This is a genomic window from Rhizobium sp. UBA1881 (genome assembly GCF_002338015.1).
GTDB lineage: Bacteria > Pseudomonadota > Alphaproteobacteria > Rhizobiales > Rhizobiaceae > Rhizobium.
In genome coordinates this window covers 1-15,291 of the sequence record NZ_DDHH01000119.1, presented here as the reverse complement: position 1 = coordinate 15,291, position 15,291 = coordinate 1, and the positions used below count along the sequence as shown (strand labels likewise).

The 15,291-nt window shown below is 62.0% G+C and carries 16 protein-coding genes and 1 pseudogene; 13 read left to right on the top strand and 4 right to left on the bottom strand.

What is annotated here, in order from left to right; all coding sequences use genetic code 11:
* Positions 1 to 74: 74 nt before the first annotated feature.
* The 13 genes from urtE to ureG all read left to right on the top strand — a co-directional run bounded on the left by urtE (position 75) and on the right by ureG (position 9,337).
* The gene (gene urtE, locus B3605_RS14870) at positions 75 to 770 is read left to right on the top strand and encodes an urea ABC transporter ATP-binding subunit UrtE (RefSeq protein WP_037186079.1); all 696 of its coding nucleotides are present in this window, start codon (positions 75 to 77) and stop codon (positions 768 to 770) included.
* A gap of 161 nt (positions 771 to 931) precedes the next feature.
* Positions 932 to 1,753, top strand: coding sequence for an urease accessory protein UreD (locus B3605_RS14865; RefSeq protein ID WP_112945365.1), 822 nt, complete (start codon positions 932 to 934; stop codon positions 1,751 to 1,753).
* A 20-nt stretch (positions 1,754 to 1,773) separates the two neighbouring features.
* Complete coding sequence (locus B3605_RS14860; protein ID WP_018897100.1) at positions 1,774 to 2,076, top strand: urease subunit gamma; 303 nt, start codon at positions 1,774 to 1,776, stop codon at positions 2,074 to 2,076.
* Between the two features lie 7 nt (positions 2,077 to 2,083).
* Entirely contained in the window at positions 2,084 to 2,326 is a 243-nt protein-coding gene (locus tag B3605_RS14855) for a DUF1272 domain-containing protein (RefSeq protein WP_296434761.1), read from the top strand.
* A 10-nt stretch (positions 2,327 to 2,336) separates the two neighbouring features.
* Positions 2,337 to 2,642 (top strand): urease subunit beta, encoded by a 306-nt coding sequence (locus tag B3605_RS14850; protein WP_018897102.1) that lies wholly within the window; start codon positions 2,337 to 2,339, stop codon positions 2,640 to 2,642.
* A 38-nt stretch (positions 2,643 to 2,680) separates the two neighbouring features.
* Positions 2,681 to 3,073, top strand: a complete 393-nt coding sequence (locus tag B3605_RS14845; RefSeq protein ID WP_112945412.1) for a lysozyme inhibitor LprI family protein — start codon at positions 2,681 to 2,683, stop codon at positions 3,071 to 3,073.
* A gap of 16 nt (positions 3,074 to 3,089) precedes the next feature.
* On the top strand, positions 3,090 to 3,713 hold the full coding sequence (locus B3605_RS14840; RefSeq protein ID WP_112945413.1) for a Urease operon accessory protein: 624 nt from the start codon (positions 3,090 to 3,092) through the stop codon (positions 3,711 to 3,713).
* 3 nt (positions 3,714 to 3,716) lie between these two features.
* The gene (ureC, locus tag B3605_RS14835; RefSeq protein ID WP_111564137.1) at positions 3,717 to 5,426 is read left to right on the top strand and encodes an urease subunit alpha; all 1,710 of its coding nucleotides are present in this window, start codon (positions 3,717 to 3,719) and stop codon (positions 5,424 to 5,426) included.
* 105 nt (positions 5,427 to 5,531) lie between these two features.
* A complete protein-coding gene (locus B3605_RS14830) occupies positions 5,532 to 6,140 on the top strand; it encodes a hypothetical protein (RefSeq protein ID WP_112945367.1) in 609 nt (202 codons plus the stop codon).
* 361 nt (positions 6,141 to 6,501) lie between these two features.
* Positions 6,502 to 7,332, top strand: a complete 831-nt coding sequence (locus tag B3605_RS14825) for a GGDEF domain-containing protein (RefSeq protein WP_112945368.1) — start codon at positions 6,502 to 6,504, stop codon at positions 7,330 to 7,332.
* A gap of 108 nt (positions 7,333 to 7,440) precedes the next feature.
* A complete protein-coding gene (gene ureE, locus B3605_RS14820) occupies positions 7,441 to 7,959 on the top strand; it encodes an urease accessory protein UreE (RefSeq protein WP_112945369.1) in 519 nt (172 codons plus the stop codon).
* 3 nt (positions 7,960 to 7,962) lie between these two features.
* Positions 7,963 to 8,634 (top strand): urease accessory protein UreF, encoded by a 672-nt coding sequence (locus B3605_RS14815; RefSeq protein ID WP_112945370.1) that lies wholly within the window; start codon positions 7,963 to 7,965, stop codon positions 8,632 to 8,634.
* A gap of 91 nt (positions 8,635 to 8,725) precedes the next feature.
* Positions 8,726 to 9,337: an urease accessory protein UreG gene (gene ureG, locus B3605_RS14810; protein ID WP_047514508.1), complete on the top strand. Its 612-nt coding sequence runs from the start codon at positions 8,726 to 8,728 to the stop codon at positions 9,335 to 9,337.
* On the opposite strand, the gene B3605_RS14805 is transcribed toward ureG, so the two are convergent.
* From B3605_RS14805 to B3605_RS14790, 4 genes and pseudogenes are all read right to left on the bottom strand, one after another.
* Positions 9,315 to 10,025 (bottom strand): Crp/Fnr family transcriptional regulator, encoded by a 711-nt coding sequence (locus tag B3605_RS14805; protein ID WP_112945371.1) that lies wholly within the window; start codon positions 10,023 to 10,025, stop codon positions 9,315 to 9,317. The genes ureG and B3605_RS14805 overlap by 23 nt on opposite strands.
* Positions 10,026 to 10,227: 202 nt before the next feature.
* Complete coding sequence (locus B3605_RS14800; protein ID WP_112945372.1) at positions 10,228 to 13,524, bottom strand: efflux RND transporter permease subunit; 3,297 nt, start codon at positions 13,522 to 13,524, stop codon at positions 10,228 to 10,230.
* Between the two features lie 13 nt (positions 13,525 to 13,537).
* On the bottom strand, positions 13,538 to 14,731 hold the full coding sequence (locus B3605_RS14795; RefSeq protein ID WP_112945373.1) for an efflux RND transporter periplasmic adaptor subunit: 1,194 nt from the start codon (positions 14,729 to 14,731) through the stop codon (positions 13,538 to 13,540).
* A 416-nt stretch (positions 14,732 to 15,147) separates the two neighbouring features.
* Positions 15,148 to 15,291 (bottom strand): annotated as a pseudogene (locus B3605_RS14790) (ABC transporter substrate-binding protein); the annotation flags it as partial.

The window sequence follows — 15,291 nt, the reverse complement described above, 5'->3', positions numbered from 1 at the left end:
TCCCCACCTGTGGGGGAGATGCCCGGCAGGGCAGAGGGGGGCGCCACAACCGTAAGCCATCATAGGGGAAAACCATGCTGACCGTCGAAAACGCAAACCTCCACTATGGCGCGGCGCAGGCGCTGCGCGGCATCTCGCTGAAGGCGGAGATGGGCAAGATCACCTGCGTGCTCGGGCGCAACGGCGTGGGCAAGAGCTCGTTGCTGCGCGCCGTCACCGGCCAGCACCCGCTGTCGTCTGGCACGGTGACCTTCAACGATACCAGGCTCAACGGCCTTGCGCCCTATGCGCGCGCCAAGCAGGGCATCGGCTATGTGCCGCAGGGGCGCGAGATCTTTCCGCTGCTGACGGTGAAGGAAAACCTTGAGACCGGCTTCGCCCCGCTTACCCGCCGCGACAAGAATATCCCCGACGATATCTTCAGCCTGTTTCCCGTGCTGCAGACCATGCTCGGGCGGCGCGGCGGCGATCTCTCGGGTGGGCAGCAGCAGCAGCTGGCGATCGGCCGGGCGATGGTGACGCGGCCGAAGATCCTCGTGCTCGACGAGCCGACCGAGGGTATCCAGCCGTCGATCATCAAGGATATCGGCCGGGCGATCCGCTATCTGCGTGATAGTACCGGCATGGCGATCCTGCTGGTCGAGCAGTATCTCGATTTCTGCCGGGAGCTTGCCGACTACGTTTACATCATGGATCGCGGCGAGATCGTGCATGAGGGGCTGGCGGAGACGCTGGATACGCCTGAGGCGCGCCGGCATCTGACCGTCTGATCGGCATTCGCCGCTTTTAAAGGCATTCGACGACATGCGCCCTGTTGGCCGGCGCCGAGATTTCAGTGTCCTTCGCGCGGCACGGAAATTGCTTGCTTTCAATCAGTTACAGGATTGAATGAGAACGGCCGGGCAAACCGGCGGCATGAAAAGGGCATGGAATGACGAACGCCGCGGCAGCCACCAGACCGCAAAGGGCCGAAGGCCGCGGGCATCTGGCCGCGAAGTCGCTTGATGGCCGCACGCGCATCCGCGAGCTCTATCAGGAGGGTGCTGCGAAGATCCGGCTGCCCGATACCTTCGATGCCTCGATGGAAGCCGTCATCATCAATACGGCCGGCGGGCTCACCGGCGGCGACCGCATGGACTGGAGCGTCGTGGCCGGTCCCGGCACGCGCATCGACGTGACCACGCAGGCCTGCGAAAAGATCTACAAGGCGTCCGCCGGCACGGCCGAGATCACCACGAAAATTCAGGTCGGCGCCAATGCGCGGGTCGACTGGCTGCCGCAGGAAACCATCCTCTTCGATCGCTCCTCGCTCTATCGACGGCTCGATGTCGATCTCGACGAGGGCGCGGAGTTTCTGGCGGTCGAAGCGGTCCTTCTCGGGCGCAAGGCGATGGGCGAGGCGGTTGTCTCGGGGCTGTTTCGCGACCGCTGGCGTATCCGCCGGGAAGGCCGGCTCTGCCATGCCGAGGATCTGAGGCTTGCGGGCGAAGTGCAAGTGCTGACGCGCGAGCAGGCGGTGCTGTCGGGCCAGGTCGCCTTCGCGACGTTGCTTTATGTCGGGCCACAGGCGGAAAGCTATCTCAATGCGGTGAGACCGTTGCTGTCAGGTCATATGGGCGGTGCAAGCTGCTGGGCGGGCAAGCTGGTCGTTCGGCTGGCGGCGTCGGATGGCTTCGCTCTTCGAAAAATCCTGATCCCGATCATTTCAGCCTTGCGCAACGGTGCGCCTGTGCCGAAAGTCTGGAATCTCTAGTTCAAGCAGATGGATGCACGATGAACCTCACACCAAGAGAAAAAGACAAGCTGTTGATTTCGATGGCGGCGATGGTCGCGCGGCGGCGGCTGGAGCGGGGCGTCAAGCTCAACTATCCCGAGGCGATCGCGCTGATTACCGACTACGTCGTCGAAGGCGCGCGTGACGGCCGGCCGGTGGCCGAGCTCATGGAAGCCGGCGCCCATGTCATTGGCCGCGACCAGGTCATGGACGGCATTGCCGAGATGATCCACGACGTGCAGGTGGAGGCGACGTTTCCTGACGGAACGAAGCTTGTCACCGTTCACGAACCGATCCGCTGAGGCCATCATGCTCGAGCTTCGACCCAATTGCGAATGCTGCGACAAGGACCTGCCGCCCGAAAGCCTGATGGCCATGATGTGCAGCTTCGAGTGCACCTATTGCGCTGATTGCGCCGACAACGTGCTTTCAGGGATCTGCCCGAATTGCGGCGGCGAACTGGTGCGTCCGGCGGCCAAGCTCATCAACAACCCGGCATCGACGAAACGCGTTCTGAAGGCCGAGGGCTGCGCGCCCGTGAAGGCTGCGTGAGGAGAGACACATGATCCCAGGCGAAATCATTGCCGCACCAGGCGAAATCGAACTCAACGCCGGCGCGCCGACGATCACCATCGAGGTGTCGAACACTGGCGACCGCCCGGTGCAGGTCGGCAGCCACTATCACTTCGGCGAAACCAATGCCGGGCTCTCCTTCGATCGTGAGAAGGCGCATGGCATGCGGCTCGATATTCCCGCCGGCACCGCCGTGCGCTTCGAGCCGGGCCAGACGCGGTCGGTCACGCTGATCCCGCTATCCGGCAAGCGCGAAGTCTATGGCTTCCGCCAGTTGGTGATGGGCAAGCTGTGATCATGTCTCGGGAGGAGATGATGCGTTTCTTGATGCCTATGGGTTTCGGCCTGCTGGCGATGATGGCTCCCGGCAGCGCCGGCGCCGAGGAGATCGACTGCAAGAGCCCGACGACGCAGACCGACATGACGCTCTGCGAGCGGGCGCGGCAGGACGAGGCCGACAAGGCGCTCAACGTTCAATACAAGAAGACCCGCGCCGCCATGGTCGCCATTGATAGCGATCAGGATGACGACATGAAGGGGGCGGAGAAAGCTCTGGTGACCGCCCAGCGCGCCTGGATCACCTATCGTGATGCGCAATGCGAAGCCGAAGGCTTTCAGGCGCGTGGCGGCACGATGGAGCCGATGCTGGTTGCCGGCTGCATCGCCAACGTGACCGATGCCAGGACCAAGGAGCTGAAGACGCTCGAAGACGCGATGAGCAACTGAGGTGACAGAGAGCATCATGATCGTCGGCAATGGTGAGATCGGTGCGGAGGGGGCCGCGGCAGTGGCTGCAGCACGCTTCGTCATCCGGTTCAACGAATGCCGATCCTATGAGGCGAGCCCCGGCCGCACTGACGTCGTCGCCGTCTGCAATACCGGCCGTCCCGCAAAGGCGATGCTGTCTTCAGAAATATGGCGCGCGCATCCCGCCGTGGTCGAAGCTTCCGAAATCTGGAGCGTGCGCGATCCGGAGAAATTCGCAGCGCTCAAAGGCCCGCTTGCCATATCGCATCCGGAGCTCGACGATTTCTGCGACGATTACACGAGTCAATTCAACGCCTTCTGCAAGGAAGCTGGCAAGACGCATGTGGTCGTTGACAAAGTGATTCATGATGGCGTCGACCAGGCGCTGGCCGGATTTGATCCCGCGCCTTACGTCGTGCCGAGCAGCGGCATGATCGTGATCGCCGAGGTCATGAACCGATTTCCCGATGCCCCGATCGCGCTTGCCGGCTTCGGCCATCAAGGCTGGGAGTGGCATCCCTTCGCCGCCGAAAGGCAGCTCGTCGACGCTTACGTCGCCGCCGGCCGCGTCACGCGGTTTTATCCGTCCGCATCCCGTTCGTCCTCCCAAGGAGCCTGACCCATGCCCTACAAGATTTCCCGCGCCGCCTATGCCGGCATGTTCGGCCCGACCACCGGCGACAAGGTGCGGCTTGCCGATACCGAGCTCTTCATCGAGATCGAGAAGGATTTCACCACCTATGGTGAAGAGGTGAAGTTTGGCGGCGGCAAGGTCATTCGCGACGGCATGGGGCAGAGCCAGGCGACGCGGGCGCAGGGCGCGGTCGACACCGTCATCACCAACGTCGTGATCATCGACCACACGGGTATCGTCAAGGCCGATATCGGGCTGAAGAACGGCCGCATCCACGCCATCGGCAAGGCGGGAAATCCGGATACGCAGCCTGGCGTCAACATCATCGTCGGCCCCTCGACCGAGGCGATCGCCGGCGAGGGCAAGATCATCACCGCCGGCGGCATGGACGCGCATATCCATTACATCTGCCCGCAGCAGATCGAAGAGGCGCTGATGTCCGGCATCACCTGCATGCTCGGCGGCGGCTCTGGCCCGGCGCACGGCACGCTCGCCACCACCTGCACCGGCGCCTGGCATATCGAACGGATGATCGAAAGCTTCGACGGCTTCCCGATGAACCTCGCGCTCGCGGGCAAGGGCAACGCCTCGCTGCCGGCGGCGCTCGAGGAGATGGTGCTGGCCGGCGCGTCGTCGCTGAAGCTGCACGAGGACTGGGGCACGACGCCGGCTGCGATCGATTGCTGCCTTTCGGTTGCCGACGAATACGATATCCAGGTGATGATCCACACCGACACGCTGAACGAAAGCGGCTTCGTCGAGGACACGATCGGAGCGCTGAAGGGCCGCACCATCCACGCCTTCCACACGGAAGGGGCGGGCGGCGGCCACGCGCCCGATATCATCAAGATCTGCGGCCAGTCGAACGTCATTCCGTCGTCGACCAACCCGACGCGGCCCTACACGGTCAACACTGTCGCCGAGCATCTCGACATGCTGATGGTCTGCCACCATTTGTCGCCGTCGATCCCCGAGGATATCGCGTTCGCCGAAAGCCGTATCCGCAAGGAAACGATCGCCGCCGAAGACATCCTGCACGATATCGGTGCCTTCTCGATCATCTCGTCCGACAGCCAGGCCATGGGCCGTGTCGGCGAAGTGGCGATCCGCACCTGGCAGACGGCCGACAAGATGAAGCGTCAGCGCGGTCCGCTGAAGGAGGAGACGGGGGATAACGACAACTTCCGCGTCCGCCGCTATATCGCGAAATACACGATCAACCCGGCGATCGCTCAAGGGGTAAGCCACGAGATCGGCTCGATCGAAGTCGGCAAGCGCGCTGACCTCGTGCTTTGGAACCCGGCTTTCTTCGGCGTGAAGCCGGAGATGGTCTTGCTCGCCGGCTCGATCGCGGCAGCCCCGATGGGCGATCCGAACGCTTCGATCCCGACGCCGCAGCCGATGCACTATCGCCCGATGTTCGCCGCTTATGGCAAGCTGCGCACCAACTCGTCGGTCACCTTCGTCAGCCAGGCGTCGCTCGACGCCGGCCTGAAGGGCCGCCTCGGCGTCGCCAAGGACCTCGTCGCCATCAGGAACACGCGCGGCGGCATCTCCAAGGCGTCGATGATTCACAATAGCCTGACGCCCCATATCGAGGTCGATCCGGAGACCTACGAGGTCCGCGCCGACGGCGAGCTGCTCACCTGCGAACCGGCGACCTCGCTGCCGATGGCGCAGCGTTACTTCATGTACTAGGACATGGAGCAGCCTTGGGGAGATCTACCAGAGAAGAACTATGATGCTGGGAGACCTGCCGCTTCCTACGCGCCATCACCATTCAAGCACGTGAATATAGTCCATATGCCGAAGATACATGGGCTGACGGCGATGTCTGTGGTTCGATATGCTCTGCGCGCAGAACGCCACTTTCTAAACGCTCAACGCCAGCACCGAGAAGCATTTTCATCGCATTTCGGTGCAGGCGATCAGATATCGTTGATGCGCGACGAGCTCGAGCTAATGATTTATTGTATGAGAAAGTCATTGGATCATTTGATCCAGGGCGTATTTTCTAAATTATATCAATCAGAACTCGAAATAGCTGGAAGCATTGCGGTGGATTCCCTTGGTCGAGCTCTCATGCCGAACTTGAGACGGAAATATCCCGAGTTGTCTGCTGTCATTCTTGGCGCAGATGCTGAGAAGTCTTCAAATTTCTTCGAAGTAATCAACGCGCTGTCAAACGCATTCAAGCATTGTTTTCTAATGCCTGAAAGCGCTGCCTATTGCTCTCCTGATCTTCCAAACATCGTGGTGTTCGATGTGCCCAATAAGAGCGTGAATGAAATTCCTGTGGTTCATAATCACACGGCTGTTCATCTTATGATGGGATACCAGGATGTCTTCGATCGGTTGCTTGTTGATTTGGGGGCGCAGCCGTTGTTCCCAGCGCGTTCAGCCCCGCTCTGAGCGCAGAGTGAGGTTTTAAAAAACGTAAAGTGCCAAAGCGGCTGTTGAGCATTGGTTTCTGACTACACGTTTAGCAATGCATTCTTAAAGTTGTGTCGTGATTGCGTGCTGTTCCACCATGGGGCGTTGCGTCCGAAATGGGACGCGGCGACGGCTGAAATCCTGAAAACTGTGATTTATCAATTTATTAGCTGCGCGGCCTGGCGACCATTTCCAGAGCCATTTTCGTCGCGTTTCGATCCATTGTGCAGCGCACGAACAATTTACAAAACTCGCTAAAATCCTAGTGATTCCCTTAAGACCCCGGCAGCGGTTCGTGTCTCATCAATAGACTTGGCGAGGGCCTAGAAGGTCGATTCGGATGCACATTTTACTCGAGGCGGAGCTCGGCGATTTCAGGAATCGCCTGACGATTTACACCTATGCGCTGAAGATGAGTTTCGCCGCGGTGATGCTCTCCTCGCTTGTCATCGCGGTGCTGCTGTTGCCGCTCGATTGGGCGGGCATGCTGCCGGTTTCGCTGGAGCATGCGGTGATCTACGGCGTGGCGCTATCCTGGGTGATCGGCGGGATCGTATCGGGAGCGCTGGCCCTGGTCGCGGGTTATGCGATGCATCAGCTCAGCGTCTCGCGCGCCGAGTTCGAACAGTTGAGCCGCACCGACATGCTGTCGGGCCTGTTGAACCGGCGGGCGTTCACCGAGGCGCTCGATGATGTCGACGGGCCTGCTTGTCTCGCGATCTTCGATGTGGACCGCTTCAAGGCTGTCAACGATTGCTACGGGCATGCCTGCGGCGATGCTGTCATCGTTGCTGTTGCGGCGGAGCTGTCGGCGGCATTCAGCGCGGACTCGACCGTCGCGCGGCTCGGCGGCGAGGAGTTCGGGGTTGTCGTCATTGCTCCCTTGAAAGAGGAGCGGGTGGCGCAGATCCGGGCTGCCTGCAACCGTCTTGCCGAACGGACAATCGCGCTCGATGGCTGCAGCTTCAATGTCACGATGTCTGCCGGCATCGCGGAACTGTTCGATGGGCGAAGCAGGCAGGCCGCCTATACCGCCGCCGACAAGGCGCTCTATCTGGCGAAGACGCTCGGCCGCAATCGCGTCGTCCACGAGGACGAGGGCATGCAGCGCCGCATGCGTCTCAGCCAGGATGAAACCAATGTCGACGGCAGGTCGTCCGCCATTCATTAGACTAAAGCGTTGCAACGACACGCGTATAGTGCGCAAACCGGCGTTTTGACACTTGCGCGGTTCCAGCCGATTTTGCATGCTCCTCGCCTGAACCGGAATGGACACATCATGCAGTATATCACCTCCTATCTGCCGGCCGGCACGCCGTCTTCCCACCCGACGCACAAGGTCGTGCTGCCGCATGATCTGAGGCATCTCCGGCGCAAGCTGCTGCATCTCGACAATGGCGAGATGGTCATGCTCGACCTCAAGGAACCGGTGCTGTTTGCCAATGGCGACATGCTGGTGCTCGGCGATGGCGAGCTGGTGGAGATCGTTGCGGCCGACGAGAAGCTGTTCGAGATCAAGGCCCGCGATCGCCTGCATCTGATCGAGCTCGCCTGGCACCTGGGCAACCGGCATCTGGGTGCGCAGATCGAGGAAGAGCGTATCCTGATCCTGCGCGACCATGTCATCCGCGCCATGCTCGAAGGGCTGGGCGCGATGGTCTCGGATGTCACCGAGCCATTCCAGCCGGCGCGCGGCGCCTATCATTCCCATGGCAGCCATTCGCATGGGCATGATCACGGGCATGGCCACGGACACGACCATGCACATGACCACGGCCATAACCATTCGCACGACTGAGCCATGACCGAGAACGGTGATCTGCAGGCGCTGCTGAGGCTGATGGCATGGCTCTCGCCGGCTTTTCCGGTGGGCTCGTTCGCCTATTCGGGCGGGCTGGAGCGGGCGGTGCATGACGGGCTCGTGCACGATGCCGCCTCGCTCAGCGATTGGCTTGGTGCCATGATGGATCACGGCGCCGTCTGGAACGACGTCGTGCTGCTTGCCGAGAGCAACAGGGTGCATGGCGACGCCTCTGTGCTGTCTGAGGTGGCTGAGCTTGCCGAGGCGTTGGCGGGATCGCGCGAGCGGCATCAGGAAACGATGCTGCTTGGCGACGCTTTCCTGTCTGCCGCCGGCGCATGGCCTGATGAGGTGTTCACACGGCTGCCAAAACATGTGGCTTATCCTGTTGCCGTCGGCGCCGTGTCCGGTGCGCATGGGATCGGCGCTGAAAAGGCGGTCGCTGCCTTCTTGCACGCCTATGTTTCGCAGGCCGTCTCCGCCGGCATCCGGCTCGGCGTTGCCGGGCAGAAGGATGGCGTTGCGATCATGGCGGCGCGGGAAGGGGATATCGCTCTGCTCGCGCGGCGGGCGGCGGGCTCGACGCTCGATGAGCTGGGCTCGGCAACGGTGCAGGCCGATATCGTGTCGCTACGGCACGAGACGCAATCGACGCGGCTCTTTCGGTCGTGACGCCGGCGCTTGTCGCTAACGATCTGCGCCATTTGCCGGTGGCCGCCTTGCGGTTGACGCGCTATGTTTATTCTCGATTGGAGTGCACGATATGAAATCAGGAAACGGACCTCTGCGGGTCGGCATCGGCGGACCGGTCGGCTCGGGCAAAACGGCGCTGACGGAAAAGCTCTGCAAGGCGATGCGCGACCAATATTCGGTCGCCGTCGTCACAAATGACATCTACACGACCGAGGATGCCGAGGCGCTGATGCGCATGCAGGCGCTGCCGTCGGAGCGCATCGTCGGCGTGGAAACCGGCGGCTGCCCGCACACCGCCATTCGCGAGGACGCCACGATCAACCTGCAGGCCATTGCCGGCCTCAACGAGCGCATTCCCGATCTCGACGTGGTCTTCATCGAATCGGGCGGCGACAATCTGGCCGCGACCTTCTCGCCCGATCTCGCCGACATCACCATTTATGTAATTTCGGTCTGCCAAGGCGAGGAAATCCCGCGCAAGGGCGGGCCTGGTATCACCAAGTCGGACCTTCTCGTCATCAACAAGAAGGACCTCGCGCCTTATGTCGGCGCCGATCTCGACGTGATGGACCGGGACGCGACGCGCATGCGCGATACGCGCCCCTTCGTGTTTTCAGACATGAAACGCGGCGACGGCATCGGCGCCATCGTCGATTTCCTCAAGGTGCATGGCGGCTTGTAATCGCCGGGATCGTCTTCAGGACGTTGAGATTGCTGATCTCGATCGAGCGGCCGCTGACGGTCACGCCGGCGGCGCGCAGAGATGAGAAGGCGCGGGAGAGCGCTTCTGGCGCCAGCCCGAGCTTTCGCGCCAACAGGCTCTTCTGGAAGGGGAGCCGCATCTTCGCCGCCAGGCCTTCCGGCTTGCAATGGGTGAGCAGATAAGTCGCGACCCGCTGGGGTGCCGTCTGCATGCGGTCGCTCGCCAGGCAATCGATCGTCGATAGCAGGTGCTGCGAGAGGCTGCGCATGATCGCGATGCCGATATGCGGCCGGTGTTCGACCAGCGCCCGGACCTGCTCGAGATTGAAGCGCGCGAAGATCGAGTGTTCCATGGCCTGGGCGCCATAGCGATAGTCGCCGCCATCCGTGACCAGGCATTCGGCGAAGCTGTCGCCGGGCTCGCAGATGCGGATGTCGCCTTCCTGATTGTCGCCGCCAAGCCGGTAAAGCCGGGCGAAGCCCGTCAGCACGCAATAGAAATACTCGCCCCGCTCGCCCTGGTGAAACAGGATGTCATGCATCTGGTAGCGCACGATGGTCGCGCAGGCGAGAAGCGCGTTGCGTTCTTCCCGGTTAAGGCCGGAAAAAAGAATGGTTTCGCCAAGCATGGCCTTGTGCACATTGCTCAGTTTCAAGCCCGTCGTCATCTCTTTCTCCACATTCGTCGGTCGCAGGCCGCGCCTGCCATGCGCTTAAACTAGCCGGAATGGTTGCGGTGAAAGTTGATCTGCATCAAGTGGGAGCAAGAAACAAGAAAGCGTGAGGTCGCAGCCATGCGCCACTTGCGGACATTTCATGAAGCCGAAGATCAAAAGCCGGGGCGAACCCCGGCTTTTTCGTTTGATCCGATTATTCCGCCGCGAAGGGCGGCAGGCGGACGACGTTGCCGCCGGATTTGCCCTTCTTGTCGTCGGGCTTCTCGATGGCGGTGATGCGACCGTCGAGGCTGGTGACGGCGGTCGTGAGTTCCTCGGGCGAGAGCGGCAGCTGCTCTTCGTCCTTCTTGCCGACAAGACGGCCGAACAGCCAGCCGAGCAGGCGGGAGAGATCGTCCATGATCAGGAAGAAGGAGGGGACGACGACAAGCGAGAGCACCGTCGAGACGATGATGCCGCCGATCACGGCGATCGCCATCGGTGAGCGGAACGAGCCGCCTTCGCCGACGCCGAGCGCCGAGGGCAGCATGCCCGCCGACATGGCGATCGAGGTCATGATGATCGGGCGGGCGCGCTTGCGGCCGGCTTCCACCATGGCTTCGACACGCTCCATCCCATGCCGCTTCATCTCGATCGCGAAATCGACGAGCAGGATGGCGTTCTTGGTGACGATACCCATCAGCATCAGGATGCCGATCAGAACCGGCATGGAGAGCGCGTTCTGGGTGACGATGAGCGCCAGTGCCACGCCGCCGATCGCTAGCGGCAGCGAGAACAGGATGGTGAACGGCTGGATCACGTCCTTGAAGAGCAGGATCAGCACGACCAGAACCAGCATCAGGCCCATCAGCATGGCATTGCCGAAACTCTGGACCATTTCGCCCTGAACCTTGGCGTCGCCGCTTTCGGCCAGATGCACGCTCTTCGGCAGCTCGGTTTCGGAGACGATGCGCTTGAACTCGGCGGTCGAGGTATCGAGCGCCGTGCCGAAGGGCACGTCGGAGCCGATGGCGACGACGCGGTTGCGGTTGTTGCGCTTGATCGAGCTCGGGCCTTCCGAATAGTCGACATCGGCAACGCTGTAGAGCGGAACGCTGGCGCCGCTCGCCGTCTTGATCTTGATGGCGCGGATGGCGGCCAGATCGCGGCGGACATCGAGCGATGCCTGCACGCGGATCGGGATCTGCCGGTCGTCGAGCGAGATCTTGGCGAGGTTGGCGTCGATATCGCCTATGGTGGCCACGCGGATCGTCTCCGAGATCTGCTGCGGCGTGATGCCAAGGCGGGAGGCTTCGGCCATGCGCGGGCGGATCTGCAGCTCCGGACGGGGCAGGGCGCCTTCGGAAGAGACGTTCGCCAGGATCGGCGACGCGCGCAGCTTCGATTCCAGCAGGCTGACGGCCTCGTTCAGATCGTCCTCGTTGGAAGAAAGGAAGTTGAAGGTGAGGTCGCGCTCGGCCCGGTCGTTGACCTTGGAGATACGCACGTCAGGGATACCGCGGACCGCGGCGAAGATATCCTTCTCCACATCCCACTGCGGACGCGTGCGGCCGTGTTCTTCCATCTTCGGGATCAGGTTGCCGATGACAGGCAGCCCGCCGAGACCCTTGTTGACGAGGGTCTTCAGCAGCGAGTGATCGATATTGCCGAGGATGACGCGCACGGTGGCACGGCGCAGTTCGAGATCGCCCTTGGGCGAGGCGCCGCCGAGAACGAAGACGCTTTCCACGCCGTTGATCCCGCGCACGGCGTCGTAGACCTTGGTCGATGCGGCGGCCGTGTCTTCGAGCGTGGCGTTCGGCGGGAGTTCGACGGAGAGCACGACGCGCGAGGAATCGTCCGGCGGCATGAAGCTGCCGGGCACGCGGCTCAAGAGCATCATCGAGCCGATGAGGAAGGCGATGGCGCAGAGCAGCGTCGTGTAGCGCCAGTACCATTTGCGTGTGGTGCCGGTGACCAGACGCGTATAGCCGCGCATGATCGTGCCGTCATTGTCGTGATGGTCTTCCATGCCGTCTTCGGCGCGCATCAGATAGGCCGCCATCAAGGGTGTGATGAGGCGCGCCACGACGAGCGAGAAGAAGACCGAGAAGGCGACCGTCAGGCCGAACTGGATGAAGTATTGCCCGGCGATACCAGGCATGAACGACACCGGCACGAAGACGGCGATGATAGTGAAGCTGGTGGCGATGACGGCGAGGCCGATTTCGTCTGCCGCTTCCAGCGCTGCCTTGTAGGGCGTCTTGCCCATCTTGATATGGCGGGCGATGTTCTCGATCTCGACGATCGCGTCATCGACGAGAATACCGGTCGCCAGCGTCAGCGCCAAGAAGCTCACGAGGTTCAGCGAGAACCCCATGATATCCATGATCCAGAAGGTCGGAATGGCCGACAAGGGCAGCGCCACGGCGGCGATCAGCGTCGCCCTCCAGTTGCGCAGGAACAGGAAGACGACGATGACGGCGAGGATCGAGCCTTCGATCAGCGTGTGAAGGGCTGCCTCATAGTTGCCGTAGGTGAAGTAGACGCTGTCATCCACCATCTCGATCTTGACGTTCGGATTGGCCTTGCGGATTTCCGTCAGGCTTTCCGACACGGTTTCGGCGACAGAGACCTCGCTGGCGCCCTTGGCGCGGAACACGGCGAAGGTGACCGATGGCGTACCGTTGAAGCGCGAGAAGGACTTCTGCTCCTCGTAGGTGTCGTCGATCGTGCCGAGCTCGGAGAGCTTTACGAAGCGGCCGTTGGGCAGGCTGATGGTGGTCGTGTTGAGCTGCGAGACGTCGCGCGTATCGCCGAGCGTGCGAATGGTCTGCTCGTTGCCGGCGACCTGGCCGCGGCCGGAGCCGAGGTTGACGTTGGTGCCGCGCAGCTGCTGGTTCACGTCGGCGGCGGTGATGCCGTAGGCGTCGAGCTTGCCGGGATCGAGCGAGACACGCACTTCGCGGTCAGCCCCGCCGTAGCGGTCGATACGGCCGATGCCGGGCTGGCCCTGAAGGGCGCGCTTGACGGTGTCGTCGACGAACCAGGAGAGCTCCTCGAGCGTCATGTTGGGGGAGGAGACGGCAAAGGTCTGGATCGCCTGTCCTTCGACATCGACCTTGCTGACGATCGGTTCCTCGATGCCGGCGGGAAGATCGCTGCGGATCTTGTCGACGGCGTCCTTGGTATCCTGGACGGCTTCGGCGGTCGGTTTCTCGATGCGGAAGACGACGACCGTCTGCGACAGGCCGTCGGTGACCGTCGACTGGATTTCATCGATGCCGCTGATGGAGGCGACCGCGTCTTCGACCTCCTTCGTCACCTGCATTTCGAGCTCGGCCGGCGAGGCGCCACTTTGCGTGACGCTGATGGATACGACGGGAACGTCGATATTCGGGAAGCGGGTGATCGGCAGCTTGTAAAAGGCCTGGATGCCCACGAACACCAGCAGCGCGAAGGCGAGCAGCGGCGCAATCGGATTTCGGATCGACCATGCGGAGAAATTCATGGATTGGCCTCGGTCAGTTCGATTGTGCCGATACGGCTTCGGTGACAGGGGTGATCTTGTCGCCATCGCGAACGAAGGCGCCGGCCTTGGCGACGACGGTGTCGCCTTCCTTCAGGCCTTCCGAGATCTCGACGAAGCCACCGTCCTGGATACCTGTCGTCACCTTCACCTGCTTGACGACGCCGTCCTCGACCTTGCGGGCGGTGGAGCCGTTACGGCCTGACGTGACCGCCGACAGGGGAAGGGCGATGTCGTTCTTTTCGGCGACGATGATGTCGGCGCTGGCATACATGCCGGAGCGGGCAGCACTCTCGTCGTCGATATAGATGTGCACGAGGCCAAGGCGGGTGGACTGGTCGACCGTCGGGGAGACGATGCGGACCTTGCCTTCGATCTTCGTGCGGTTGCCCGACAGCGTGACGATGGCGCGCTGGCCGACCTTGATCTTCTGGATATCGGTTTCCGACAGCTCGGCAACGAGCTCGATGGCGCTATCCTTGATGACGGTGAACATCGGCTCGCCGGTGCCGGCGGCAATGGCGCCGATGCGGGCGTTCTTGGCCGAGATCACGCCTGATACAGGCGTCTTCACGTCCGTGCGCGCCAGCTTCAGGTCGGCATCGGCGATCTGGCTGTCGATCACCTTCAGGTCGGCGATTGCAACCTCGATTGCCTGTTCGGCCGAGGAGACGCGCGCATTGGCGGTCGCAGCGGTCGCGTCGGCCTGCTCGACCTGGGCGGTCGATACCGTGCCCTTCTTGCCCATCTCGTCGGCGCGCGACTGCTGCAGGCGGGCCTGCTCGGCATTGGCCTTGGCCTCGACCAGCTGGGCGCGGAGCTGGGCGAGACTCGCCTCGCCCTTGGCCTTGGTCGCCAGCATCTGCGCCTTCTGCAGCACCAGCGCATCATCGTTCAGCGTCGCAATCGTGCTGTCGGCCGTAACCTTGTCGCCGACATCGACGTTGAGCGCGCGGATGGAGAGACCCTCGACCTGTGGCTGGATATAGACTTCCTCGATCGGGCGGATCGTGCCGGTGCCGATGACGCGATCGACCAGCGCGCGCTTGGCGGCGGTCGTGACCACGATCACGGGCAGGTTCTGCTGTGCCTTGGGTGGCTGGTTTTCTTCAGCGAACGCGACCGATGCGGCAAAGGCAGCCGCGATCAGGGTGGAGGCGCGTAGAGTTTTAGGCGTCATGCGTACCATGCGTCTTTGTCCAGTCTTTGAAAAAGGTTGGCCAAACTCGCGCCTTGTCCTCAGCTCGCGAAGGCCTTCTCCCGTAAGTGCAAGCTCAGAAATATTCCCGCATCATTGCCGTATCTTACTTCGTAAGATGACCCTCGTCCGGCAAATCCGACATGTACGTGGTATCGTTTTGTCCCACGCACAAGCCCGGCAGAAAATAATTCCTCGCGGCGCACATTAGTAATCTCGACGGCCGATATCAATCACCATTCCGTGATGCCGGCATTCGGTTTGTTGATCCGCAATTCCGTCATTCCTATGACGCGCCAGCCGACGCTGATCCGACAACACCACGAATTTTTTGTGACTTAAATGAGAAACGCGCGGTGCCAACCCGCGCGTCCCTCGTTCATTCGATACGATCTGGCCGCCGCCCGTTACTTGGCGGCCGCGTCGGTGATGTCGTGCGTCCAGGCGCCCGTCGGTTCCTTGCTGATGATCTTCTGATCGAGCAGGGCCTTGGCGGTGCGGTCGTAGAGCGTGGTGTCGAGCTTGCCGGTGCCGTCGCCGATCAGCTTGGC

What these genes read in the sequence shown, in the direction of transcription:
- urtE (WP_037186079.1), top strand. Translation starts at nt 75, where the DNA reads ATGCTGACCGTCGAAAACGCAAACCTCCACTATGGCGCGGCGCAGGCG.
- B3605_RS14865 (WP_112945365.1), top strand. Translation starts at nt 932, where the DNA reads ATGACGAACGCCGCGGCAGCCACCAGACCGCAAAGGGCCGAAGGCCGC.
- B3605_RS14860 (WP_018897100.1), top strand. Translation starts at nt 1,774, where the DNA reads ATGAACCTCACACCAAGAGAAAAAGACAAGCTGTTGATTTCGATGGCG.
- B3605_RS14855 (WP_296434761.1), top strand. Translation starts at nt 2,084, where the DNA reads ATGCTCGAGCTTCGACCCAATTGCGAATGCTGCGACAAGGACCTGCCG.
- B3605_RS14850 (WP_018897102.1), top strand. Translation starts at nt 2,337, where the DNA reads ATGATCCCAGGCGAAATCATTGCCGCACCAGGCGAAATCGAACTCAAC.
- B3605_RS14845 (WP_112945412.1), top strand. Translation starts at nt 2,681, where the DNA reads ATGGGTTTCGGCCTGCTGGCGATGATGGCTCCCGGCAGCGCCGGCGCC.
- B3605_RS14840 (WP_112945413.1), top strand. Translation starts at nt 3,090, where the DNA reads ATGATCGTCGGCAATGGTGAGATCGGTGCGGAGGGGGCCGCGGCAGTG.
- ureC (WP_111564137.1), top strand. Translation starts at nt 3,717, where the DNA reads ATGCCCTACAAGATTTCCCGCGCCGCCTATGCCGGCATGTTCGGCCCG.
- B3605_RS14830 (WP_112945367.1), top strand. Translation starts at nt 5,532, where the DNA reads ATGCCGAAGATACATGGGCTGACGGCGATGTCTGTGGTTCGATATGCT.
- B3605_RS14825 (WP_112945368.1), top strand. Translation starts at nt 6,502, where the DNA reads ATGCACATTTTACTCGAGGCGGAGCTCGGCGATTTCAGGAATCGCCTG.
- ureE (WP_112945369.1), top strand. Translation starts at nt 7,441, where the DNA reads ATGCAGTATATCACCTCCTATCTGCCGGCCGGCACGCCGTCTTCCCAC.
- B3605_RS14815 (WP_112945370.1), top strand. Translation starts at nt 7,963, where the DNA reads ATGACCGAGAACGGTGATCTGCAGGCGCTGCTGAGGCTGATGGCATGG.
- ureG (WP_047514508.1), top strand. Translation starts at nt 8,726, where the DNA reads ATGAAATCAGGAAACGGACCTCTGCGGGTCGGCATCGGCGGACCGGTC.
- B3605_RS14805 (WP_112945371.1), bottom strand. Translation starts at nt 10,025, where the DNA reads ATGACGACGGGCTTGAAACTGAGCAATGTGCACAAGGCCATGCTTGGC.
- B3605_RS14800 (WP_112945372.1), bottom strand. Translation starts at nt 13,524, where the DNA reads ATGAATTTCTCCGCATGGTCGATCCGAAATCCGATTGCGCCGCTGCTC.
- B3605_RS14795 (WP_112945373.1), bottom strand. Translation starts at nt 14,731, where the DNA reads ATGGTACGCATGACGCCTAAAACTCTACGCGCCTCCACCCTGATCGCG.